This window comes from Chryseobacterium formosense, from assembly GCF_900116415.1.
Lineage (GTDB): Bacteria > Bacteroidota > Bacteroidia > Flavobacteriales > Weeksellaceae > Chryseobacterium > Chryseobacterium formosense.
This window is the reverse complement of record NZ_FPAP01000001.1, coordinates 16,518-40,359: the sequence shown is the minus strand read 5'-3', so window position 1 is coordinate 40,359 and position 23,842 is coordinate 16,518. Positions and strand designations below refer to the sequence as shown.

20 protein-coding genes are annotated in these 23,842 nt (G+C 34.4%); 4 read left to right on the top strand and 16 right to left on the bottom strand.

Annotation, left to right across the window (positions count from 1 at the left end):
* Positions 1 to 14 precede the first annotated feature (14 nt).
* The 10 genes from BM371_RS00180 to BM371_RS00135 form a co-directional block, all read right to left on the bottom strand.
* Positions 15 to 2,393: a GumC family protein gene (locus BM371_RS00180; RefSeq protein ID WP_034674497.1), complete on the bottom strand. Its 2,379-nt coding sequence runs from the start codon at positions 2,391 to 2,393 to the stop codon at positions 15 to 17.
* A gap of 33 nt (positions 2,394 to 2,426) precedes the next feature.
* Positions 2,427 to 3,236, bottom strand: coding sequence for a polysaccharide biosynthesis/export family protein (locus BM371_RS00175; protein WP_034674495.1), 810 nt, complete (start codon positions 3,234 to 3,236; stop codon positions 2,427 to 2,429).
* 108 nt (positions 3,237 to 3,344) lie between these two features.
* Positions 3,345 to 5,312, bottom strand: coding sequence for a polysaccharide biosynthesis protein (locus tag BM371_RS00170; RefSeq protein WP_034674494.1), 1,968 nt, complete (start codon positions 5,310 to 5,312; stop codon positions 3,345 to 3,347).
* A gap of 277 nt (positions 5,313 to 5,589) precedes the next feature.
* Positions 5,590 to 5,826, bottom strand: coding sequence for a hypothetical protein (locus tag BM371_RS00165; RefSeq protein ID WP_034674493.1), 237 nt, complete (start codon positions 5,824 to 5,826; stop codon positions 5,590 to 5,592).
* 7 nt (positions 5,827 to 5,833) lie between these two features.
* Positions 5,834 to 9,991, bottom strand: a complete 4,158-nt coding sequence (locus BM371_RS00160) for a T9SS type A sorting domain-containing protein (protein WP_051882637.1) — start codon at positions 9,989 to 9,991, stop codon at positions 5,834 to 5,836.
* Between the two features lie 64 nt (positions 9,992 to 10,055).
* A complete protein-coding gene (locus BM371_RS00155) occupies positions 10,056 to 10,523 on the bottom strand; it encodes a regulatory protein RecX (protein WP_034677135.1) in 468 nt (155 codons plus the stop codon).
* A gap of 151 nt (positions 10,524 to 10,674) precedes the next feature.
* Positions 10,675 to 11,940: a serine hydroxymethyltransferase gene (gene glyA / locus BM371_RS00150; RefSeq protein WP_034674491.1), complete on the bottom strand. Its 1,266-nt coding sequence runs from the start codon at positions 11,938 to 11,940 to the stop codon at positions 10,675 to 10,677.
* A gap of 97 nt (positions 11,941 to 12,037) precedes the next feature.
* Positions 12,038 to 12,460, bottom strand: a complete 423-nt coding sequence (locus tag BM371_RS00145; protein WP_034674489.1) for an arsenate reductase ArsC — start codon at positions 12,458 to 12,460, stop codon at positions 12,038 to 12,040.
* A 131-nt stretch (positions 12,461 to 12,591) separates the two neighbouring features.
* Positions 12,592 to 13,065, bottom strand: a complete 474-nt coding sequence (locus tag BM371_RS00140) for a DUF6428 family protein (RefSeq protein ID WP_034674487.1) — start codon at positions 13,063 to 13,065, stop codon at positions 12,592 to 12,594.
* A 67-nt stretch (positions 13,066 to 13,132) separates the two neighbouring features.
* The gene (locus BM371_RS00135) at positions 13,133 to 13,462 is read right to left on the bottom strand and encodes an ArsR/SmtB family transcription factor (RefSeq protein WP_034674485.1); all 330 of its coding nucleotides are present in this window, start codon (positions 13,460 to 13,462) and stop codon (positions 13,133 to 13,135) included.
* 153 nt (positions 13,463 to 13,615) lie between these two features.
* Here BM371_RS00135 and BM371_RS00130 point away from each other — a divergent pair, with 153 nt between their 5' ends.
* Positions 13,616 to 13,909 (top strand): hypothetical protein, encoded by a 294-nt coding sequence (locus tag BM371_RS00130; protein ID WP_034674484.1) that lies wholly within the window; start codon positions 13,616 to 13,618, stop codon positions 13,907 to 13,909.
* Between the two features lie 67 nt (positions 13,910 to 13,976).
* On the opposite strand, the gene BM371_RS00125 is transcribed toward BM371_RS00130, so the two are convergent.
* The 6 genes from BM371_RS00125 to BM371_RS00100 form a co-directional block, all read right to left on the bottom strand.
* Positions 13,977 to 15,386 (bottom strand): serine hydrolase, encoded by a 1,410-nt coding sequence (locus tag BM371_RS00125; RefSeq protein WP_034674483.1) that lies wholly within the window; start codon positions 15,384 to 15,386, stop codon positions 13,977 to 13,979.
* A 26-nt stretch (positions 15,387 to 15,412) separates the two neighbouring features.
* Positions 15,413 to 16,615 carry an efflux RND transporter periplasmic adaptor subunit gene (locus tag BM371_RS00120; protein ID WP_034674482.1) on the bottom strand — a complete coding sequence of 401 codons (1,203 nt, stop codon included), beginning with the start codon at positions 16,613 to 16,615 and terminating at the stop codon, positions 15,413 to 15,415.
* A 65-nt stretch (positions 16,616 to 16,680) separates the two neighbouring features.
* Positions 16,681 to 18,108: a hypothetical protein gene (locus tag BM371_RS00115; RefSeq protein ID WP_034674480.1), complete on the bottom strand. Its 1,428-nt coding sequence runs from the start codon at positions 18,106 to 18,108 to the stop codon at positions 16,681 to 16,683.
* Between the two features lie 2 nt (positions 18,109 to 18,110).
* Positions 18,111 to 19,379, bottom strand: coding sequence for an ABC transporter permease (locus tag BM371_RS00110; protein ID WP_034677133.1), 1,269 nt, complete (start codon positions 19,377 to 19,379; stop codon positions 18,111 to 18,113).
* Between the two features lie 96 nt (positions 19,380 to 19,475).
* Entirely contained in the window at positions 19,476 to 20,705 is a 1,230-nt protein-coding gene (locus BM371_RS00105; RefSeq protein WP_034674478.1) for an ABC transporter permease, read from the bottom strand.
* A 143-nt stretch (positions 20,706 to 20,848) separates the two neighbouring features.
* Positions 20,849 to 21,538 (bottom strand): ABC transporter ATP-binding protein, encoded by a 690-nt coding sequence (locus BM371_RS00100; RefSeq protein WP_034674476.1) that lies wholly within the window; start codon positions 21,536 to 21,538, stop codon positions 20,849 to 20,851.
* 418 nt (positions 21,539 to 21,956) lie between these two features.
* On the opposite strand from BM371_RS00100, the gene BM371_RS00095 reads away from it, so the two are divergent.
* The 3 genes from BM371_RS00095 (at position 21,957) to BM371_RS00085 (ending at position 23,815) form a co-directional block, all read left to right on the top strand.
* Positions 21,957 to 22,931, top strand: coding sequence for a ribonucleotide-diphosphate reductase subunit beta (locus BM371_RS00095; RefSeq protein ID WP_034674474.1), 975 nt, complete (start codon positions 21,957 to 21,959; stop codon positions 22,929 to 22,931).
* 3 nt (positions 22,932 to 22,934) lie between these two features.
* Positions 22,935 to 23,426 (top strand): hypothetical protein, encoded by a 492-nt coding sequence (locus BM371_RS00090; RefSeq protein WP_034674472.1) that lies wholly within the window; start codon positions 22,935 to 22,937, stop codon positions 23,424 to 23,426.
* Positions 23,427 to 23,518: 92 nt separating this feature from the next.
* Positions 23,519 to 23,815, top strand: a complete 297-nt coding sequence (locus BM371_RS00085; RefSeq protein ID WP_034677131.1) for a hypothetical protein — start codon at positions 23,519 to 23,521, stop codon at positions 23,813 to 23,815.
* Positions 23,816 to 23,842: the final 27 nt, after the last annotated feature.

The window sequence follows — 23,842 nt, the reverse complement described above, 5'->3', positions numbered from 1 at the left end:
TATTTTTAAAAAATTTATTTTCCGAATAATTTTTTCCACCAAGGCTTATGACTGTCTGCCGAATATCCGTAGCCATATTTACCATAACCATATCCACTATGAACTTTACTTACATCATTAAGTACCAAACCTACATTTTTGATTTTTTTGTCTTTTACTTGTTTGCTTACAAATCCTATTAATTCTTTTTCTGTATAACCAGATCTTGTTACATACACCGTAACATCTGCTACATCTGCAATTAAGAATGAATCTGTTACAAGCATTAAAGGAGCCGTGTCTAGCAAAATGTAATCATACATTGGCTTGAGACTTTCTACCAATTCCTGATATCTTCCGTTAGATAATAATTCTGTCGGATTTGGTGTAATCGCTCCTGAATAAATTACATCACAATAAGGATTAAATGAAGTTGGATGAATGATTTCAGATACTTCCATCTGCTCATCATACATAAATTCTGACAACCCAATCAGACCTCTTCTGCTCTCGTTATACCTCTGCAGTTGCGGATTTCTGATATCTGAGCCAATGATAATGACTTTTTTGCGTGGTGTCGCTAATGTAAGCGCCAAATTTACAGAGGTAAAAGTTTTACCTTCACCTTTTACTGAGGATGTTACAAAAATCACATTGCCTTTTTTATTTTTAGGCAACATAAAATTAATGTTTGTAATTAAAATTCTAAAAGCTTCCGCTAAAGGCGACAAATCATTCAGCTGCACGATTTCGGGATCTCCTTTTTCTAAAGAAGGAAGTTCTCCGATAACTGTCGCTCCATCAGCCAGTTTTTCTAATTCTTGCTTAGTTTTAACTTTATTGTTGAATAATTCCAACAAATAAATAATACCAAATGGAATCAGTAACCCTATAACTAAAGCAGCCAGATAAATAATCATCTTCTTCGGAGATACTGGTGTAGGATTTACTAAAGCATCATCAACAATTCTTGCTTTCGGTGCTGCTATGGCCAATGAAATGGCCGCTTCTTCTCTTTTTTGCAGTAGAAGAAGATAAAGCTGCTCTTTAATATTCTGTTGTCTTTCGATACTACGAAACATTTTCTCCTGAACAGGAATTTTTGAAATCTTACCTGATAATCTGCTAAGTTCTCCTGAAATGCTATTTCTTGAAATCTGTAGCCCCGATCTGCTTTTTTGCAGACTTTGCAATACTGCACTCCGCATACTGCTGATCTGTTTAGTTGCATCCTGAACAACAGGGTTTGCTGTTGTAGAGTTTTCAAGCAAACGGTTTCTTTCAATTACAAGTTGGTTATACGCTGCAATATCAGAAGTAATATTTGAATCTGTCAGACCAACATTCAAAGGAAGAACCTGATAATTTCCTTGTTTGATTAAATCATTAATTAAGCCATTCACCAATTCAAGCTGAGATTCTACTTCAAGTTGGCTTTGACGGTTTTTCATTGCCGTTTCCAAAGAAAGTTCTGCTTCAGTTTGAATATCGGCAATATTATTTTTCACCTTGAAATCCTCTTTCTGGTTCTCAACATTTCCTAACTCTTTTCCTATTAGATTAATTCTCTCATCAATAAAACTAGCAGTTTTCTGAGCTTCAGAGTTTTTGTCAAGAACCGCTTCCTTATTATAATTAATAGCCAAAGCATCCAGAATATCTTCTGCTTTATCTGGAACAGGATCTGTAATTGAAATCTTTAATACTGTAGCTTCCTTTTGAACTAAATTGACACTTAACTTGCTTAAGTAATATCTCGCTCTGGTCATAGCTGACATGAACTGAAGTCTGAATTCTTTTGTCGATTTATCATTAAGTGCGGATCTATACTGTTCATTTTTCTGAAACATAATCACACCAAAAGGCATAGTGACCGATTTATTAAATTCAGCAATAATATCTTTTTTAAATTCTTCAGATTCTATAATGATTTTGTTGCCTTCAATTTTAGCAACAACAATCTTTGTAGGATATATAGCTTTCTTATTTTCGCTGATGATACGTACGATAAAAGGAGAAGTTTCTTTATAAAGTTCTGTCTCTTTTATTTTCCCTTTTGCATATATATTGGTTTCCAGAGATTCTTCTTTTACTACAGAAAGCATCAGCTTTTTAGACTTAAGAATTTCAATTTCGTTGTCTACGGAATTTGTTCCCATACCTCCTATACCTCCTAATTCAGAAATAACAGACATTTCAGGCTGCCCTGAAGCCGATTTTTTAACCTCTTTAATCAATAATGTAGATTCGGCACTATAAACCGGTATACTGTAACGCAAAAAAAACCATGCCAAAATGACTGATACTATCGAGCCCCCGATAAACCAATACCATCTATGAATATATGGTCGAATAATCTCTCTGATATTGAGTGTTTCTTCCTGAAACTCTTCCTGGTTTTGATTATAATCCACTATATAGTAAAATAAATTTCGTAAATAAATTTCTTAATTTTTAACCAATGCTAAAACCCCGATTACCAAAGAAGCAAGAACGGATGCCACCGAAATATATAAACCTGTATTTGGGTCTACCCTCGCAGCTTTTTCTCTGTTTGAATTTGGTTGTACGTAAATAACATCATTTTGCTTTAAATAATAATATGGAGAATTAATAAATTGTGCACTTGTAAGATCAATACGATTCTGTGTAATAACGCCATCAACAGTTCTTATAACTAAGACATTTTGTCTAACTCCAAATGGAGTAAGGTCACCTGCCAATCCTAATGCCCCCCAAATCGTAGTAGTTCCATCCGGAACGACATAGGTACCCGGTCTTGTGACCTCACCTACTACTGAAACCCTGAAATTTATCAGTTTGGCATCCACAACAGGATCTTTTACGTACTGGCTGATTAGTCCTGCAAGTTTTACTCTAAAGCTTTCTACATTTTCACCTTGAACACTCACTTTTCCGACTTGTGGGAAAACAATGTTATAATCTGTATCTACACTATATGTAGGTCCTGAAACGGGAATTTGTTGTGGAAGACTATTTGAGCTGGGATTAGAATATTGTGTGATTGTAGAACTGGAAGAATAAGTCTGGTTAAAAGGTTTCACTACATCCAAATCTTTTGCAGTAATCGTGATAATTAACTGATCTCCCGGCTGTAAAGTGCTTCGGCTGTTTTTAATAGAATTATCCAAAGCTATGCTTTCAATATCTTTCATGTAATTAATCTCCTGTCTAGGAGTACATGAAAAGATTGCCAAACTTAAAAAACCGTAAATAAAATATTTTTTTAAAATCATTTCTGATAAATTTTTCACAAAAATAGGATTATTATTCTTTAAACAAAATTTGCTTGTTTATTAAATGTTAATTCACCTTTTAATAAATTAACAAGTTTTAGTTAAAAACTAATTGTCAATAACAATATTCGCCGGAGCAACTTCTTTTTTATCTAAAATTTCAAACTCTGAGTTGTTGCTTATAAATTCTGGGACAATGTCTTTCAAAAGCTTTACCACCTGCAATTTATCTCTCTTAACAGCAGATTTAACGATCTGTTTACATAAGACTTCAATTTCATCAAATCCTAACGAAGGATCTTTAGAAATCATTATTTTTTCATTGTGGGTAGGAACTGTTGTTGCATTGTTACTCAACAGTTCTTCGTATAATTTTTCTCCAGGTCTTAATCCTATAAACTTAATTTCAATATCTATATCGGGAGTATACCCGGATAATTTGATCATTCTTCTCGCCAAATCCAAAATTTTCACAGGCTCTCCCATATCAAAAACATAGATTTCTCCACCCTGTCCCATCGTCCCTGCCTGAAGTACCAGTTCGCAAGCTTCCGGAATTGTCATAAAATAACGGATAATGTCTGGATGAGTAATCGTGACAGGTCCACCTTTTTCTATCTGTTTTCTGAAATGTGGAATTACTGATCCATTAGAACCTAAAACATTCCCAAAACGGGTTGTAATGAATTTCGTCTTGTTTCCTTCAGAATTCTGCAATGACTGTACGAAAAGTTCTGCCGTTCTTTTGGATGCCCCCATCACATTAGTAGGGTTCACCGCTTTATCTGTAGAAACCATTACAAAACGGTTTACCTTATATTTTTTTGATAATAGAGCTAAATTTTTAGTTCCCAAAACATTTACAAAAATTGCTTCGTGTGGATTTTCTTCAATCAGCGGAACGTGCTTATATGCTGCTGCGTGATAAACCATTGAGAACTGATAGGTTTCAAAAATTTTCTCGAGCCTGTAATTATTTGAAATATCGGCCAAAACAAATTTAAACTTTTGCTCAGGAAATTTTTCAATAAGTTCCAATTCTAATTCATACAAAGGAGATTCTGCCTGATCAAGAACAACGATAAGTGATGGATTGAACTGCGAAACCTGTCTAACAATTTCACTTCCAATAGACCCTGCTCCACCCGTAACCAATACATTTTTTTCAAAATGCCTTCTTCTTACCTCTTCATTTTCGATTTTAATAGGTCTTCTATTCAGTAAATCTTCAATCTGCAATTGGCGAATTCCACCAACGAGATCAGAATCACGCATTTTACTGAGGGTAGGTGCTTTCAAAACTTTTAACCCATTGTCTAATGCAAGGGTCATCCATTCTTCCAATTCGTGCTTGGTCATAATTTCTTTAATAATTAAAACTGCATCAAACCGGCTTACTAAGTTTTTATTACTGAAAAAGTGGTCGATATTATAAATTTTATGCCCCAAAAGAACAGCTTTATGCGAATCGGATCTTTTTGTAAGAAACCCCGATAAACGATAAGGATAATTTGGATTATGTAAAATTGCTCTAGCTAAAGATACAGAAGCATCACCTACTCCCACTACAGCAACTCTTACTTTGGAAGATGACCCCTTATAATCTATCAAGATATTAAAGAACTGTTTGGTAACCATTCTGAAAAAAAACATGATGGAAACAGAAATAAAGAAGTAAAGAAATAAATTAGGATACAGATACAAAGGCTTCTGAAGCCAAAATTCCGTTCCCACATTGATCAACAAAAGAGTGCACAAAGTACATCCCGAAGACAGGATGATTTTAAACAAGTCAAAAAAGGTAGAGTGCCTGATAATTCCTGCATATGTTTTAAAAACAAACATAAACAGTACATTTACAGCAATCAATAAAAGCTTTTGTTCAAATAAATACTGCGGAAAGTTGACACTTACATGAAGTTTCTCGAGAAAAAAATAAGAAAGAAGAATTGAGAATAATACAATAGAAACATCTATCAAAATTACAATCCATCTTGGTATATATCTTAGCTCTGTGAGTTTCACAATATTATCCCCATTATACAAGGCAGCAAAAGCATCATTAAGCTTTTTCATTCAACATTTCGGTGTTTCAATTATTTTTGGCAAATATAATCATATTATTTCTATAAAAAAATTAGTAATGGAGATATTTTATTTTAAACAAAATTATATATTTTAAAATTAACACAAATCACAAATTAATGTAAAAAAATTCAATAAAAAACATAAATGAATAAAAATTTTACAAAACAAAGTCTTCTGTTATACAATTTATTAATTATGAGTAATATAAAAAAGACTTCCGAAAATTTGTTTCGGAAGTCTATATAGATTAATTGATTTTTGACGATTATTCTGCAGACAATTTCTTTCTTTTTGCATAGGCAAAAGTAAAGATCACAGCAACCACCATTAGAGCCGGAATATAATCATCAATTGGAACCAACTTTGGATCTCCCGGTCCAGCCGGATTTTCACCATCTGCCATTGTAGACATTTCTGGCTCGTCATAAACATAAGGATTATCTGATTGCCCAAATGCAACGCTAGAAATAACCAATAAAAATCCTGTTACTATATTTTTCATCATCTTCTTATTTAATTATTTTTTGAGTATATTCTTTACCTTCAGAAATTGCCTTTAGAATATAAAGACCTTTAGCCTGAACTTTTACAGTTAGCGATTTTGAATTAGAAGTAACTTGCTGAACTTTTCTTCCTGCTGCATCAAAAACTTCAACAGATTGAATATTCTTATTGTTTCTTACTACGAAATCTTCACCGTTTCTGTAAACTTCAAAACTTCCTTTTTCTGTTTCGTTGGTAGATAATACATTTAATTTATATACGATCTCAAATCTGTTTGTGAAATCTCCTGCATTAGCTGAGAAGTTGTATGCTCCAGACTGTAGGTTTGTATAAGTTCCCGTTTGTTTATCATGTAGATAAATATCCTGACCATTTGCAAACAGACCTTCTTTATGAGATAAAGAAATGGTAAAGTTTCCGTTTTCGAAATGTTTGTTACCCAACTGAACAACATCATCAATATGGAAAGTTGATTTACCCTGAATAACCAATTTTTCAGCACCAACTAAATTATAGAATGCATCAGAACCCATACCCATTGCCTTAGAATCATATACATCATAAGCATCTGAAGCACCTTGACTGTATGTGATTGCCTGAGTAACTGTATTTCCGTAAGAAGTCGTTAATTTAATCCAGAATTTACCTGAACTTGCATTTTTGTTTAATGTACCTCCAACACTTGAAGAACGCATTGCGTTTGTAAACGAAACATTTCCGGCATCAAGCGCTTTTACAATAAAGCCCTGCCCCACTTTTGCAATATTTCCTGTTGCATTAAGAACAGTATTATTATAAGTCTGTGTTCCCGGTGCTTCTACCCATGTGTTGCCTGCAGGATCCGCAGCATTCACCGTAGCATAACCTACATTAACCGAAGTATTACCTGTTTGTGTAGTAACATTCCCCGTTGTGTTGTCCCAAAACCAGAATGTTGAATTTAATAAAGATTGGTTTGCAGAATAGAAGGCATTCAAATCGATATTAGAAGGATACGGATTTCCAATTAAATTAAAATTGTTGATACCTCCAGATGTTCCTGCTAATGCTACATTCACGGTACCATTGTTCGGAATTTGAGAACCTCCTCCAAAAGCTACGGTTGCGTTATTTGCAGGTACTTTTACAGAATATCCTTTCCCTGCATTATTGGTAAAGTTTGCATTATCATTTGTAACGTTAGGATAAAGATTTGTTGCTGTATCGTAAGTCATAACATAAGTTGGTGCAGTAGCAGAAGAACCATTTGAATATGCTGTATACAAATTCTGGTTTGCAACTGGTGATGACCAGAATACATATTTTCCTCCAACACTTGCACTGTTTCTGTTTGTTATAAAAGAAGCTCCTGTTCCAGATGTATAAACACCGCCAGTTGTCTGAACAAAATTACCTCCGTCATTTACAATAATGTTACCGTTGTTCGTTACATTTCCTGCGGTAACGGTTTCGTTATTATTGATTGTAAGGGTATAGGTTGGATCAATTGTTAGATTCTGCGCAACAAAACCACTTCCAGAATAATTACTTGAAATAATCGCATCAACTGTTGCTGAAGGAGTACCGTTTGACCAACCTGAATTAGTCCATGTAGTTCCTGCAATTGGTGTAGCACAAAATACCTGAACATTATCTATATAATGCGTTCTATCATCAGCTGATCGATACAATCTCACTCGTACTCCAGTCATTGAAGCTAATTGACTAGGAAAGGTTGCAGTAAAAGAAGCAAATGTTGTAGATGTAGCCGTGTGTTCTATTACATCAACCCATGAAGTACCATTATAATACTGTACTTTTATTCTATTGTTGCTACTTGGAGAAGAACTCAGAGCACCATCATATGACATTGAAGAAGGATTATTTAAAAGAGGAAGTTCTAAATAATCTCCTACATCATTCATTTGAATCTGTCCTCCTCCGGAAAAAGAGTCAACTGCAGTCCACGTTCCGGCAGAAGTTGTTCTAGTCCAATTTCCATAAGCATTACTCCAACCTGTAAAATCTTCACTTAAACAAGGTCCCGTTAAAGTAGCCACAGTTCCATTTAGAGATGTTCCGTTGTAAAATGGCTCCCCAATACATTGCGTATTATATGAGAATACAAAAAAATGATAATTTGTATTTTGATTTAAATTATTAGCTGTAAAATTTGCACCAGCAGAAAATTTAACTACGGTTCCGCCTCCAAAAGAGTCTCCGACATTATAAATTATTCCATTTACCGGAGAAGAAGATAATGTAGAATTGGTACTAAGCACAACCATATATCCAGAAGCAGTGTTAGCAGTAAATGTACCTGCAATACTGCTTGATGTTGGCGTTAAATTGAGATTGGTTACAATAGCTGGAGCTACACATGGCAAAGGCTCCTGCAAGTTGATTGTAAATGTAGTGGCATTTTCATCGTAATCAATAACTCGGATATAATAATCAGTTCCGCTTACTAAATTTGCGTTAAGAACTTCAGATGTACCACCTACAGTTTCCCCAACAAATGTAGCATTACCAGAAGCAGGACAAGCTCCTGTGTATATATGAATATCTAAATCTACTCCTGAAGCAAAATTAGCAGTGATAACATGGTTACCAGAATTTAATGCAGTATATTTATACCAAACATCTTTTTTTGTTGGAGATGCGGCAAGACCAGATGTTGCTGTTGCATTAACCATGGATCCGGTTAAGGTATTTCCTGACGTTAAAGCTGTTGCAGAAGAACAAAGATCATTTGCAGGGGGGATTACTACTGTTAATGTAGCCGATGACGATGTTACATTACCGCAAGAGTTTGTTACCAGCACTTGATACAGATAACCATTCATAGATGCACTTGTAGCTTCTGTGGTATATGAAGCCGTTGTTCCACCTGTTCCACCTGTTCCATCTGTAACATTAACAAAACCATTTCCATTATTTTTATTTACCTGCCATTGATAGGTATTTGTTCCGGGAGCAGTTACATTAAAAATAGCTGCTGTTGGAGCTGTTACTGTTTGATTTGATGGCTGCGAACCAATTGTAGGATTAGAATTAATTGTTACACCATAAGCAGTTGTTGCTGTTGACCAACATGTGCCATTGTAGGCTCTAACAAAATATGATCCTGAAGAAGTAATATTCAAAGGGTTTGATGCACTATTTGCAGCAGTACTATTTGTTCCTGTTGCAGATGTCTGCCAATAATAAGAAACACCACTTAATGGCTCACCGGTTCCGTAAGTATATGTCAAAGTACCTGTATTACAAGCTGATTGTGCTCCTGAAATTACACCATTAGGTGTAGCAGGTGCTGTACAAGACACTACAGGAAGAGCATTTGAATACTCTATATCATCAATGTAAATAGTACCTTGAGTACCACCGGCAACACTAGATTGGTGATAGAATATAAAAGAGTCTATATTACCAGTGGAACTTAGCGATCCTTTTGATAATTCTGAAGTATTAATCTTAACATTATTTACCCATAAATCCCATTTCCCTACACTAAGATCATATGATCCTCCTTTTGAATATGTAATTGAGTTTGCCGTATTATTATAATAAATCTCTACCTCAAAAACATTTGATGTACTTTGTGAAAAAAGAGTTGTAGAACTATTTGCTGGAAGACCTGTTGTTACCCAACTTCCACCATTCAGCACTTGATATGATATAGCATTAGATGATCCAAATTGCCACTGTATACCAGAAAATATCTGAGTACTGCTAACAGAGTTATTATCACTAAAATTAGTTCCATCACCCAAAGCAAGTGCATAAGTTCCTGCAGATCCTCCAGAAAATGCAATCCTAAACTTCATGTAACCTTCTCTGCTTGCAGTGTAGTCATACAATCCAAATTTTGTTGCAGATGTTGTTCCGCCATTAGTTTTGAATTGAAGTTCTGCTTCCGTTCCTAATGCTGGAAGCCCTGGATTAGCAAGTGTAAAAGATCCGGCGCTAGATCCAGTACCATTTCCAATACGCGCTTTTACAGTCCCGCCATTTGTTTGAGTGTTTGGGAAACTGTTTGATGCATCCGAAGAAGCACCACTTACAGTAGCAGTAGTGGTTCCAAAATTATATGTCCACACTGTTTGCCCCCATCCCCAGACCGAGAACAGAGCCATCAAAAACGCAAAAATCGTCCTTGATTTACTTTGTAATTTTAAATTCATATAAATTATTTTTTTCGTCTGACAAATCTAAATAATATTAATGAACGTTAAAATTACGTATATGTTAATTTTCAATTACTTGCAAAATAGTTTCGTATTCGAAGCCCTTATTTAGAAGATATTTAATAGTCTTAGTTTTTTTTTGATAATTCTGTAATCCTTTCAATTTACCCTCGTAATTTCCGTAGATCTTGGTTATTATGTTTAAATAATCATTTTCATCAATTTCATCAAAACAGGTAGAGATTAGTTTTTCGGTGATGCCTTTCTGTTTTAAATTAATCTTAATTTTGGTTTTTCCCCAATTTTTAATATAAAATTTTCCGCGGATGTAGCTTCGGGTAAAACGCTCCTCATTCAGATAATTTTCCTTCATTAAATACAAAAGGATTTCTTCTTTCGCTTCAGGAATCAAAACAAATTCACGCATCTTTTGTTCCACTTCTGCATGACATCGATCCTGATATACACAATAGTTGACCAGTTTCTGTTTTATTTCTTCAAAGGTGAACAATTTTTTGTCGGAATTCATTTTTTTGGTTGATGGTTGATGGTGATGGTTGATGGTTGATGGTTGATGGTACAAAATTACAATTTGCAAAAAAGAGGCACAAAATACTTTGCACCTCTTTTGATTTATTTTTTTAAAAGCTAAAAGCAAATTGCCAACAGCTAAAAATTTATTAATAATTAAATAAAGCCTTACCCTCCATTAAAGAGTTTACTTTTTTTCTAACATCAGCAATTACTTCTTCATTTTTGATATTATCAACTACTTCAGAAATTAATCCTGCGATGGTTTCCATATCATTTTCTTTTAGACCTCTTGTTGTGATTGCTGCAGTTCCCAGTCTGATACCAGAAGTAGTGAACGGCGATTTGTCATCAAAAGGAACCATATTTTTATTACAAGTAATATCTGCTTTTACCAAAGCTTTTTCAGTTTCTTTTCCGTTTACGCCTTTATTTCTAAGATCTACCAACATTAAGTGATTGTCTGTTCCGCCGCTTACAATATCAAATCCGTTGCTAATCATCGCTTTAGATAAAGCCTGAGCATTAGATTTAACCTGCTTTGCATACGTTAAGAATTGATCATCGATTGCTTCTGCAAATGCAACTGCTTTACCTGCAATAACGTGCTCTAACGGACCACCCTGAATTCCCGGAAAAACAGCACCATCCAAAACCTGACTCATCATTTTGATTTCTCCTTTCGGCGTTTTGTGACCGTACGTATTTTCAAAATCTTTCCCCATCATGATCATTCCTCCTCTAGGACCTCTCAAAGTCTTGTGGGTAGTTGTTGTTACAACGTGGCAATGTTCGAACGGAGAATTTAATAATCCTTTAGCCACCAAACCTGCAGGGTGCGCAATATCTGCCCAAAGAGTCGCTCCGATTTCGTCTGCCACTTCTCTGAATTTAGCATAATCTAAATCTCTTGAATATGCCGAGAAACCAGCGATCAACATTTTCGGTTTTTCTCTCAAAGCCACTTCTCTCATTTGATCATAATCGATCAAACCTGTTTCCTGCTGTACTCCGTAAGAAACCACATCATACTGAATTCCGGAAAAGTTCACTGCAGAACCGTGAGTAAGGTGACCTCCCATCGAAAGATCCATCCCCATAATTTTATCTCCGGGCTTCAAAACCGCCAAATAAATTGCAGCATTTGCCTGAGAACCAGAATGCGGCTGAACATTTACATAATCAACGCCAAAAAGCTGTTTTGCTCTTTCGATCGCCAAAGTTTCAACCTCATCTACCACTTCACAACCTCCGTAATATCTTTTTCCCGGATATCCTTCTGCATATTTGTTGGTCAACACACTTCCCATCGCTTTCATCACATTTTCAGAAACAAAATTCTCTGAAGCAATAAGCTCTAATCCGTGAGACTGTCTTTCTCTTTCTTTTTCGATAAGGTCAAAAATAATGTCCATTTACTTATAGATTTTTAAATTTCAAGCCCAAAAATACGGAAAATTTCGCCAAGATTCATGCAATGCTTTGGATGATTTAATTTTATAATATTTAATCTTACTTTTTAATATTATCTTCAATAAAATTTTCACAGTATGCTTTAATCTGATTGCGTACCTCTCTAAAATAATGAAAAATTTCTTCATCTGTACCTTTTGCCTTCGCAGGATCTAGAAAATTATGATGAAAAACCTGTGCTTTTGAGGGAAAGTAAGGACAATTTTCTTTAGCATGATCACAAACCGTAATCACAAAATCAAAATCTACATTTCTATATTCGTCTATATTATTTGAAGTATGATTAGAAATATCAATTCCATCTTCTTTCATCATTGCAATTGCTTTCGGATTCACGCCATGTGTTTCAATTCCGGCACTGTAAATTTCTGCCTTATTTTGAGCGAAATACCTTAAATAGCCTTCTGCGATCTGACTTCTGCAACTATTTCCCGTGCAAAGCACTAATATTCTTTTTTCCATATCTAAACGAATAACCAAATTATATTAATAATGAAAAACTTAGGATCAAAACCAAAAACCAATTGCAAAACAATTACTGAAAATGTTATTATGATTGGTTTTTTATATTTAATGAATGCTTGTTTCATCTTTTAGCAACATCCTGAATTTGGAGTACAACAAATGTCTTGTTTCCCTGACAAGTCACGCAAATTTAATTTTTGTTTTTCGGCAGGAATTCCGCATGCATCTTCAGCGAGACAGGCAGTCAGTTTATTTTTCAGAATGAAGTTGTTCCCATTGAATTCGAGATCATATTTGCCGATCGTTTTATCCTGATATTCTACTTCAATTTCGGAATCTTCAATACCCAATTTTTCTTCTGAAAGCTGAATGATGTGAAGCAGTTTTGCCGGTTTCAAACGATGTTCATAATCATTCGCATTCCATAGCTGGAAATTTACTTTTTCTTCTTTTCTGATTGTTCCACCGCAATCGATGAAGTTTTTGGTAACCATTCCGATTTCTGTAACGTGAAAATGTTCCGGAACGAATCTTCCGTTTTCCAATTGAAATTCTACATTTTCAACTGATTGTAAAATTTGTTTAATCTCTGATAATTTCATATTTTAATTTTTATGTTTAATATTGTTATATCGCTATATACCGATTATTATTTGCAAAAAAATGCTTTTAACAGCAAGTTTTTGATTGAGTATCCTGATTAAAAAACAAGCCAAGTTCACTTTTAATATCATTCCAGATATTATCGTCGATACAATAGCAAACAGATTTCCCATCAATAGTCCCTTTGATGATCCCAATATTTTTTAGTTCTTTTAAATGCTGAGAAATTGTGGCTTGTGCCAAACCTAATTCTTCTACCAGATCATTACAGATACAGGCTTTCTGATCGATAATATGTTGCAGGATTGCAATTCTTGCCGGATGTCCCAAAACTTTGAAAAGCGTTGCTAATCTGTTTTGCTTTTCAGTAAAAATTTCAGTTTTTGTAAGTCCCATAATTAACTTTTATATTGCAATATTACGATAATAAAATATATTGTAAAACTAATTTTTAAATTTTATCATCACCAGAAAATTATTCAGTCAGATATTATAAAATAACTTTATAATGAAAACAATATATTTGCGTAAAGAAAAATTGTCTGAATTATGGGAAAGAAAAAATACAAAAAACAATTACTTAACACTTTAAAATCTTTAGAAAACTCTGAACATTACATCCTTGAAAGTATGACCAACCTTATGCTGTTCGGAGAACTGAAGAAAAATAAAATAGAATTTAAAGACGGTGATACCTTCAGTTTCAAAGACAGTATTTTTGATTACAGTGAAGATAAGAACATCAGAAAATTGGCTAAGCTTCGCAAAAGAATGCTGGTTACTATGAATAAAATCGTCGCAAAAAACAATTTTAAAGATAAAGAAATAAAGTTTCTGAGCTAATTTAAATTTAAAACATAAAAGTCCCAAAATTTGGGACTTTTTATTTAAGATGAAATCGGTTTTTCGTTTATTTTTTATTTGTCAAATCCATCAATTCAAAGCATAAATTATCTATATTTTCCATTTTAGGATTGAAAGCTGAAACATTTGATAAAATAATTACAGCATTTTTATTTTCAGCATTAAAAGCCAAAGATGAAGAATATCCTGCTGTTCCGCCGTTATGCCATAAAAATTCATTGCTGTTTTTATTTTTCAGAATATGCCAACCTAATCCGATTTTCATTTTATCATTAATGGTAAAAGTGGGTTTTCTTGTTAAGGCAAGTTCTGCATTTTTAATATTAAACTGTGCCTCTATAAATTTGGATAAATCTTCGGCTGTTGATAAAATTCCGCCACCTCCAAACAAGACATCAAAGTCCCAATTGGGAATTTTTTCTCCATTTGCATTTATCCCGCTTACAAGCTTGTCTTTCAGATTTTCAGAACTGGTAAAGGAATCTTTCATGTTATATCGATCGAAAATTCTTTTCTGCAACAACTGCTGAAATGTAGTTTTTTGGCTTAATCCAAGTGTGTAGCCCAACAATCCTGCTCCTAAATTTGAATATTCATATTTCGTTGAAGAATTGCTCTCTAATTTCAAATTGTTTTTAAGATAATCTTCGATCTCCTTTTTACCATAATTTTTATACGGATTGCTTTCATTAGATAAATCCAAGTTATCCGGAAGACGAGGCAAACCTGAAGTATGATTTGCTAAACTTTGAAAATTTAATTTTATTTTATCTTTAAAAGGAAAAGAAAAATATGAATTGATATTATCGTTTAAACTGATCTTTTTATCCTGAACCAACGAAGCCAAAACCGTTACTGTAAAAGCTTTTGTAACCGAGCCAATTTCAAAAACTTTGTTTTGATTTTTAATACTTTTTACCGTATCATTCTGCTTAGTAATTCCGTAAAACTGAGTTTTACCATTTTGAATAAAGGCAATTGAAATTTGTGTATTATCCGGAAAATCTTTCGCACTTGAAAATACAGCGTCACTTATGCTTTTTGGAAATCCATGTAAAGCATTTACTGTTTTGTTATTTCCATCAGCTTTGTTTTTTTCTTCATAAGGCTTTACAAAAAGTCCGTTGATTCTATTCTGCTGATCCAAAGAAATATTCACCGCAAAAACAGCTTTTTCAAATTTGGTTTTGTAGACCGCATAGGTTTGTTCCATGGTGACAAACTCTTTGCTTTCAATTTTACCTAGCTGAAGCTTTAAGCCTGATAGGAACTGTTTTGTATCTTCCAAAGGCAATGCTGTTTTCATTTCAGCAGAAAAGCTGTTATAAATTGCGTCGTAATTTCCTGAATTATAATCACTCTGAAAACGATCAGCCATTGATTTATAATTATCGGACTGCGCAAAAAACAAACTTGTCATTAAGCTTAAAAGGAAAAAAGAAAATATTTTCTTCATATAATAAGTCAGTATTTTTAAACTGATTATTTCTTCGCTTTTTCTTTTAATTCCTCCTTGTCTTTATCAGAAGGATTCCAGACTTTCACTTCAGAATTTTGATCTATTCCTGAGCCCGGTAAAATCTGTACGTTGATTCCGTCACTTGCGCCTAATTTAACATTTACTTTTTTAAACTTGCCATCTTTCTGTTTTACCTCAACGAAAGGAACGTCTTTACTGTTTTTCTTTTCATACTGAATCAGAGATTCATCCAAAAGCAAAGCATTTTTCTGAGAACTCATTACGATTTCTCCGTTTGCCGAAAATCCGGCTCTGATGTATTCGTTATTTGGATTGTTTACATCACCTTCAACCGGGAATTTTATTGTTCCGTTGGTGTCTTTTCCTTTGGGTGCGATCATCGTCAGTTTACCCGGGAAAGATTTGTTCTGCAAAGCACCGATCACAATGTTCATGTCCATTCCCTGCTTCAGTTTTCCGGCTTGTGCTTCATCAATTTCACCCTGGAAAATCAATGAACTTAAATCTGCGATTGAACAAATCGTTGTTCCTGCATTGAATGAGTTGGCTTCAATTACCTGACTTCCTACTTTTACCGGAACTTCAAGAACGGTTCCTGATGCTTTTGAACGGATTTGAGTAGTTGCCAAACCTTGTAACTCAGGAATCGCACCTGTTTTAGCAATCTGCAATGATTTTTGGGCAGTTACCAACTGTTGATTTGCGTTTTTCAAAGTTTGTTGTTGGGTGTACAATTGCTGTTGAGCCGTAAGATATTCCTGCTTTGAAATCACACCCTGCTTGAATAATTTTTCAGACATCGCAAACTGGGTCTGCATATTCGAAACATTGGCTTTTGCATTATTAATTTGAAGCTGTGCGTTCTGAACATTCTGCTGTGCATTGTTTACTTCAGCGATATTAGGAACGATTCTCACAGTGGCAATCAGTTGCCCTGCCTCTACTTTATCACCTTCATCAACCAAAATTTTATCGATAATACCTGCAATATTGGGCTTAATTTCGATTTCTTCTTTGGGAACAATTTTTCCTGTTGCCATCACCTTATCTTCCATATTCTGAATGGTCGGTTTTCTGGTCAGGAATGCTTCATTTTGTTTAGAATTAGATTTAATCACATATCCGATTCCTGAAATCAGAGCAACCGCAAATACGATCCCTAAAAGGATATAAATGGCTTTTTTCAGGGTGAATTTCTTTTTCATATGTAAATTTTTATTTTTTTAATTACCATATGTAATCTTGTAGGATTTCATATGTATCGTTTATTTTAATATTGAATGAGTTTATTTTTGTCTACTTTCTTGTGTTTTGAAAGCTTTTCCATTGCGGCTTTCAGATCTTCTTTTTTAGATATGAAAAGCAATACAATCATCCTTCCTTTTGAATCGAGAAAACTGATGTTCTGCACCGACTGGTCATATTTAATATTTTTAATCTCAGGAAAAACGGTTTTCAATTCTTCCAGATATTCTTTCTGCTGTTTATCTAAAATGATGATAAAAGATGAACTGTCTTCCAAAAGCTTCGGGCTCTGCGAAATATTTTTCATCGGGCTGCTTACTCCGACATTATTGGCATTAAAATAATCAAAGAAATTATCGAAAATATAATTGCCATCGATATCATCCGTGAAAATATTAATGGTATTAAAATTCTGATCATATTCATAAATAGCATCCGGAAAGGTTTCTCCAAATACTTTCACAGCATGATTTATAAATTCTTTGTCGATAGACCTATTGCTTTCCAGATATTTTTCCGTCATCGGATAAATTGCTTTTGCAAAAAGATCAATAGTCGTATTATTATACCATTCACCCTGATCCAAAACTCCTTTTTTCAACATCTTCCATGCATATCCGTTTCCTAAAGCCGTTGCCATCGCTTCGTTAAAATAAGAATAGGCTAGCTTTGAATATTTAGACGGGTTTTCATTAAAATATTTCTCCTGCTCAAACTGAACGTTGCGACTTTGCTCATGATACAGAATATGACACATTTCGTGCATCGTAACACTCAAAGTTCCTTCCGTATCTTTGGCATCCGTAAGCGTTCCTATACACAAAGCATTCGCATGAGGTGTAGAAACTGTACTTCCGCTTTTTCCCGGAATTGGATACAGCGTTACATAAAACGGAATCTGCTGATCCCATGAAGATTTATAAAATTTATTAAACTTTATAAACAGTTGAGAGCTCATCTCTCTGTATTTTTTAAGATCTGAGATCTGGTTTTTTATTTTCAATTCGCCATCATTCCAGACATATTTCCTGAAGTATGGCTGTGCATTTTTAAGGATATCCAGCATTTTTACCTGCTCATTTACAGGAAGTATTCCGGTTATCCTTTCGTTAAAATCTTTCAAATCTTTAGACTTTAAAGACTGCGCCACTAATAATGTAAGATAACTTTTTCTGTAATTTCTTCCTTTCGGATAATCCTGTCTTACGATTCCTTCATTAAAATCAATCGATTTAAAATCATTGGCAAGCCTCTGAAATTCTTGATCTCCTGATAATTTTGATTCAATATATTGTCTGTAATTTGATGAAGTTCCCTGCTTTTTGGATGCCGTTTCCATGAAATTGAACAGACTGTAAACTTCGCTTTCTTTAAATACAAAAAAATCGTTCTGCTGTGCTTTAGCCATACCAAAGCATAAAATAATCAGAAATAATGAGAATCTTTTCATCATCCTTACTCAGTTCTTAAAGCTTCAATTGGTCTGATCTTCACCGCTCTCTGAGCCGGAATCATTCCGATAATTAATCCCAAAATAACCATTACTGACATGGCTCCGAATACATTCCCGTAATTTACCGTCGGATTATAAAACGGAAATTCGTCCTGATTCTGCGTCATCATATTCATCAGCATGAGAATCATAATGCCAAAAATAAAACCCAGAATTCCGGAACTTAGTGTAATCACTACACTTTCAAGCAAAATCTGGTTTCTCACTTCGCTTGGTTTTGCTCCCAAAGCTCTTCTGATGCCTATTTCTTTGGTTCTTTCTTTTACAGTAATCAAAAGGATATTCGAAATGGCGATTACTCCCGCAAGAATCGTCAAAGTTCCTACGATGATGGTCAAAAGCTGCATTCCGCTTAGAAATCCGGTCAGTTTTTTAAATTCTTTTCCAAGGTTAAAACTTCCAAAAGCATTGGTATCTTCCGGCGAAACCTTATTTTTCTTTTTCAGCTCGTTTTTTACTTTATCTTCAACCGAATTTACATCTGCATTCGGCTTGCTTACAATCGCAAAAACATCGACGTTGTCTCCGTCATTAAATATTTTAGTAAAAGTGGAAAGCGGGATAAAAACAGTCTGGTCATTATCCATACCACCACCCTTTTTCACCCTGAAAACGCCGATCACATTGAAGAAAATCCCTTTAATATTGATTGATTTACCGATCGGGTTTTCGTTCTTTTTAGCATTAAAAAAGTTTTTGTAAACCTCTTCACCAATGACCGCCACATTTTTATTTTGTGAAACATCCGCATCATTCAAATATCTTCCGAAAATCAGTTTTTTTTCTGAAATTTTATTTCCTATCGGATAATCTCCGTTCAGCGTATAAGTTGCTGTTTTACCGTTTCTCGACATTTGTTCTCCGGCTTTACCGAAATTTCCTCTCGAATTTTTGGGAGAAATATAATCAATGTCGTTTACTTTTCGCTGCAGCATTTCTATATCCTGAAGTTTCAGATTCATTTCTCTTCCTTTCGGAAATCCTTCATACGGAATAGAAGTATTTTGTGCCCAAAGAAATATAGAATTTGTTGCAAAACCAGAAAAAAGCTTATCAAAACCATTTTCCATTCCTTTTGCAGCACCCAAAAGCACAACGTACAAGAACATTCCCCAACCCACGCCGATCATGGTGAGAAAAGTACGAAGCTTATTATTCTTCAATGAATAATAAATCTCCTGCCATGTATCTTTATTAAATAAAATGTTCATCTTTAAAATGTCAATTTTTACTTTGTAAAAGTGAATTTGTTTTACAATGAATTTTGTTTCGTAAGTCAATTTCAAAATTCACATTTCACCATTAAACTATTCTGTTCTCAGTGCTTCAATTGGTTTAATTTTCGAAGCTCTGTATGCAGGAACAAAACCTGCAATAAATCCGGCGAAAACAAGCGCAAAAAATGCCATGATGATTTCACCTGAACCTACACTTGGGTTTTTAATGAAAAATTCTTCAAGATTGTTTCCTATCAACTTCAACGTCACAATACCCAAACCTACTCCTACAAATCCTGAAACTACCGTAATCACAACACTTTCCTGAACAATAAGCGCAACAATACTTCTTGGCTTTGCACCAATCGCTTTTCGCACTCCGATTTCTTTTGTTCTTTCTTTCACAATATACACCATGATGTTGCTGATTCCGATGATTCCGGCAATTAGAGTTCCCAGACCAATAAAACCGACAATCCCTGTAAGCACCGCCATAAATACAAAAGTATCGCTCATATTCTGGGCATTGTTCCAGACACGGACTCCGTTTTCATCATCCGGAGAAACATTTTTACGTGATTTTAGTTTTTCTTTCAGCTGATCTCCATATTTTATGGCCTGATCCGGTGTCAGCTTATCATCGTATGCTATATAAACCGTACTTACAGTATCTGAACCCTTTTTCATCTGCTGTAAAGTAGTGATCGGAATGGTAATATGTCTTTCGTCCCAATCTCCTCCATCATCAGAAAAAACTCCGACCACTTTAAACATGGTTCCGTTAATATCTAAATCTTTTCCTACAGGATTTCCGTTTTTTATCAGGTCACGTTGCACCATTCTTCCGATAACTGCAACATGCTGCTTTCTCTCAAGATCTATTGGAGACAAATATCTTCCCTGAAGCATTTTTCGGTTCTCGATATACTTCTCTTCCATATTGGCACCGTTGATCTGGTAATTTCCGCTTTCTTTCCCATATTTTACAAGAAGATTGGCGGTATATCTTGGTGAAGCGTACCCAACTTTTTCTTTATCGGTATTCACCAGAAAATCATAATCTTCATTATTCATCGTAACGGTACGGTCAGATTGCAAACCATTGTAAGCAATGGTCGTTTTCCCGGTAAATATGGAAATCAGGTTTTGGGCATCTCTTGCAAAACCTTCGGTAAAGGCATTCTGCAAACCTTTCCCAATTCCGAAAAGAACAATAAAAATAAACAGTCCCAATGCCACGGTAAAGCCCGAAAGTACCGTTCGCAATACATTACTGCGAATCGAACTGAATATTTCCTGCCAACGATCTAGGTCAAACATATATTTTGGTTTGAAGCGGGAAGCTGGAAGTCTATCAATCTTACCGCCGATTTTTTATTTTATAATAAATTTTTGTTTCCTCTGACTAAATCTGAAAATAATGAAGTCCTAAAAACTTCCAGCTTCCAGCACCCATCTTCCAGCTACAAAACAACCTGCTTAATAAACTCATCACTTTCAATAATTCCGTCGCGGAGGATAACATTTCTTTTCGTCTGTGCCGCAACATCCGGTTCGTGGGTTACAACGATGATGGTTTTCCCTTCGTTGTTGATGTCCTGAAGAAGCTTCATAATATCATGTGTTGTTTTTGAGTCTAATGCTCCTGTCGGTTCGTCTGCCAAAACCACTTTCGGATTGGTAATCAAAGCTCTTGCGATGGCAACTCTCTGTTTTTGTCCTCCTGAAAGCTCGTTCGGTAAGTGGTTTGCCCATTGCGCCAAGCCAACTTTTTCGAGATATTCTAAAGCCTTTTGGTTTCTTTCTTTTCTCGATACATTTTGGTAATACAATGGGAGCGCAACATTTTCCAAAGCCGTTTTGTAACCAATAAGGTTGAAAGACTGAAATACAAATCCTAAAAATTTTGAACGGTATTCTGCGGCTTTTACTTCATTAAGGTGTTCGATCGGAATACCATCAAGCTCATATACTCCGGAATCTTTCTCATCCAGAATTCCGATGATGTTCAGCAAAGTAGATTTTCCGGAACCTGAACTTCCCATAATAGAGACAAATTCACCTTCGGAAATATTAAGATTAATACCCTTGAGAACGTGCAGTTTACTCTTTCCCGTATCGTATGATTTATGTAAATCCTGAATTACTAACATTAAGCTTTGGATGTTTTTATGCATTATAAGTAGTTATAAAACACAATTTGTTACAAGAATAAAAAAATCTTTAAAATTCTTCATGTTTAATATTTAAAATAATGATTATCAAATAAATAAAATTAAGTGTTTAACTGTTATCTTTGTTTGAGATTTGTTTCTTAAGCTTAAGTTCCTCTAATCCAATGGCAAAGGGAGTTTCATGTAAATGTGGAAAACTTTTAAGGTTAAAAGTCAGCCTTTTAGTGTTTTCCTCTTTCAAAATAGGGCTTGGTTTTCTAACTTTGTAGATAGTTTGACACAGGAAGTAAGCTTGATTGCAAAATTGAATAACATTCAAAAAATCAAATACTTATCTTTTTCTGAGCACATTGCAGAATCTATTTTTAAGTAAAACAGTAAGACAATACAATTTAATATGGGAATTTTCGATAAAAGAGTAAGTTATAAGCCATTTGAGTATCCTGAAGTTCTGCAGTTTGTAGAAGCCATCAACAAATCGTTCTGGGTACATTCGGAAGTAGATTTCACCGCCGATGTTCAGGATTTTCATTCTCAGCTTGAGCCGCACGAAAAAAACGCAGTAAAAAATGCACTTTTAGCGATTGCTCAGATCGAAGTTTCTGTAAAATCTTTTTGGGGAAATCTTTACAACCACCTTCCAAAGCCTGAACTGAACGGTTTGGGAGCCACTTTTGCAGAATGTGAGTTCCGTCATTCGGAAGCTTACTCTCGTTTGCTGGAAGTTTTGGGTTATAATGAAGAATTTACTCATGTTGTAGAAGTTCCTGCTCTTAAAAAAAGAATCGAATTCTTATCAAATGTTTTGAAACACGCCAATTCTGCAACGCCAAAAGAGTATGTATCTTCTCTTTTACTGTTCAGCATTTTGATTGAAAACGTGTCTTTATTCTCTCAATTTGCCATCATCCTTTCGTTCACAAGATTTAAAGGTTACATGAAAAATGTTTCCAACATTATTGCCTGGACTTCAGTTGATGAGCAGATTCACGCCAACGGAGGAATCTATTTGATTAACAAAATTCGTGAAGAACAACCCGATCTTCTGACTGATTCTGATATCGAAGATATTTATACTTTGGTAGACCAGTCTGTTGAATTGGAAGGCGAAATCTTAAGTTGGATCTTTGAATTGGGAGAGCTTGATAAATTTTCAAAAGAAGATTTAATCAACTTTATGAAATACCGTGTTGATGACAGTTTAAAGAAGATCAACATGGCTCCGAGATACAACATCTCTCCTGAACAATACCGTCCGTTGATGTGGTTTGAAGAAGAAGTTTTTGCTAATTCTATGGATGATTTCTTTGCTAAAAGGCCAGTGGATTATACGAAGCATGATAAGAGTATTACGGCAAATGATTTGTTTTAAGAAATGATAATTACACCTAAACTAGTAGATGAAAATAACCTCAAAGAAGTGAGAGGTTGGACAATTGATTGTTTAAATGGAATAGAAATGTTCGTTGACAAATTAATTGTTGATTTCTTTAAACCAATAAATATTGATGATTTTACAAAAATAGCTTTAAACGCTTCGATAATTAGTTTTGGTGGGAAAATCAAGATTCTTGCAAATATTGATTATGTTTCAAAAGAGGTTCTTGAAAAAATTAGAAAATTATCTGCTATACGAAATGGATTTGCGCACGCACATTCAAAAACAATGTCAAAAATAACTTATGATCCTAAATTAGAACCAGCAACTCAAGTTCAGTTTTACAAAGGAATAGAGGTGATGAATTCAAGTGGTAAAGTAGATGTTAAAAATTTCTTAGACTATTACAACGAGTTTAAAATATTGTTTGAGGAAGCAAAAGTTATGTTAACAGAATTATTCAATGAAAGAAAATTAACTCTCATCTAAAATTTAATAACAAAACTATACTAATCTATATTAATTTAAGAATTGGAAAAACTTAAGATTATTTTATTCCTCGCAATAACGAAAATATGAAAATGATTAACGTCATCGTAACCTATACCGTAAAACCTGAATTTGTTTCTGAAAACAAAAGCAATATTCAGCAGTTTTTGAATGATTTTAAAGCTTTAGACCAGACAAAATTTGAATATAAAGTTTTTGTAAAAGAAGACGGTGTTACGTTTGTTCATTTTTCAAATTATGAAAACGAAGAAGTACAGAATACGGTATTAAATATTCCGTCTTTCAAAGAATTTCAGAAATTAAGAGACGAAAGCGGATTGAATGATTCTCATAAAGTAGAAATATTGAAATCTGTTGAAGTTGAATAGATAAATTGAGGAGCAAGCGAAGCGAGC

Excerpts from the sequence above, each read along its gene's own strand:
- BM371_RS00125 (WP_034674483.1), bottom strand. The coding sequence starts at position 15,386 with ATGAAGAAAATATTTTCTTTTTTCCTTTTAAGCTTAATGACAAGTTTG.
- BM371_RS00085 (WP_034677131.1), top strand. The coding sequence starts at position 23,519 with ATGATTAACGTCATCGTAACCTATACCGTAAAACCTGAATTTGTTTCT.
- BM371_RS00095 (WP_034674474.1), top strand. The coding sequence starts at position 21,957 with ATGGGAATTTTCGATAAAAGAGTAAGTTATAAGCCATTTGAGTATCCT.
- BM371_RS00140 (WP_034674487.1), bottom strand. The coding sequence starts at position 13,065 with ATGAAATTATCAGAGATTAAACAAATTTTACAATCAGTTGAAAATGTA.
- BM371_RS00165 (WP_034674493.1), bottom strand. The coding sequence starts at position 5,826 with ATGAAAAATATAGTAACAGGATTTTTATTGGTTATTTCTAGCGTTGCA.
- BM371_RS00120 (WP_034674482.1), bottom strand. The coding sequence starts at position 16,615 with ATGAAAAAGAAATTCACCCTGAAAAAAGCCATTTATATCCTTTTAGGG.
- glyA (WP_034674491.1), bottom strand. The coding sequence starts at position 11,940 with ATGGACATTATTTTTGACCTTATCGAAAAAGAAAGAGAAAGACAGTCT.
- BM371_RS00160 (WP_051882637.1), bottom strand. The coding sequence starts at position 9,991 with ATGAATTTAAAATTACAAAGTAAATCAAGGACGATTTTTGCGTTTTTG.
- BM371_RS00145 (WP_034674489.1), bottom strand. The coding sequence starts at position 12,460 with ATGGAAAAAAGAATATTAGTGCTTTGCACGGGAAATAGTTGCAGAAGT.
- BM371_RS00100 (WP_034674476.1), bottom strand. The coding sequence starts at position 21,538 with ATGTTAGTAATTCAGGATTTACATAAATCATACGATACGGGAAAGAGT.
- BM371_RS00175 (WP_034674495.1), bottom strand. The coding sequence starts at position 3,236 with ATGATTTTAAAAAAATATTTTATTTACGGTTTTTTAAGTTTGGCAATC.
- BM371_RS00110 (WP_034677133.1), bottom strand. The coding sequence starts at position 19,379 with ATGAACATTTTATTTAATAAAGATACATGGCAGGAGATTTATTATTCA.
- BM371_RS00090 (WP_034674472.1), top strand. The coding sequence starts at position 22,935 with ATGATAATTACACCTAAACTAGTAGATGAAAATAACCTCAAAGAAGTG.
- BM371_RS00170 (WP_034674494.1), bottom strand. The coding sequence starts at position 5,312 with ATGAAAAAGCTTAATGATGCTTTTGCTGCCTTGTATAATGGGGATAAT.
- BM371_RS00135 (WP_034674485.1), bottom strand. The coding sequence starts at position 13,462 with ATGGGACTTACAAAAACTGAAATTTTTACTGAAAAGCAAAACAGATTA.
- BM371_RS00130 (WP_034674484.1), top strand. The coding sequence starts at position 13,616 with ATGGGAAAGAAAAAATACAAAAAACAATTACTTAACACTTTAAAATCT.
- BM371_RS00155 (WP_034677135.1), bottom strand. The coding sequence starts at position 10,523 with ATGAATTCCGACAAAAAATTGTTCACCTTTGAAGAAATAAAACAGAAA.
- BM371_RS00105 (WP_034674478.1), bottom strand. The coding sequence starts at position 20,705 with ATGTTTGACCTAGATCGTTGGCAGGAAATATTCAGTTCGATTCGCAGT.
- BM371_RS00115 (WP_034674480.1), bottom strand. The coding sequence starts at position 18,108 with ATGATGAAAAGATTCTCATTATTTCTGATTATTTTATGCTTTGGTATG.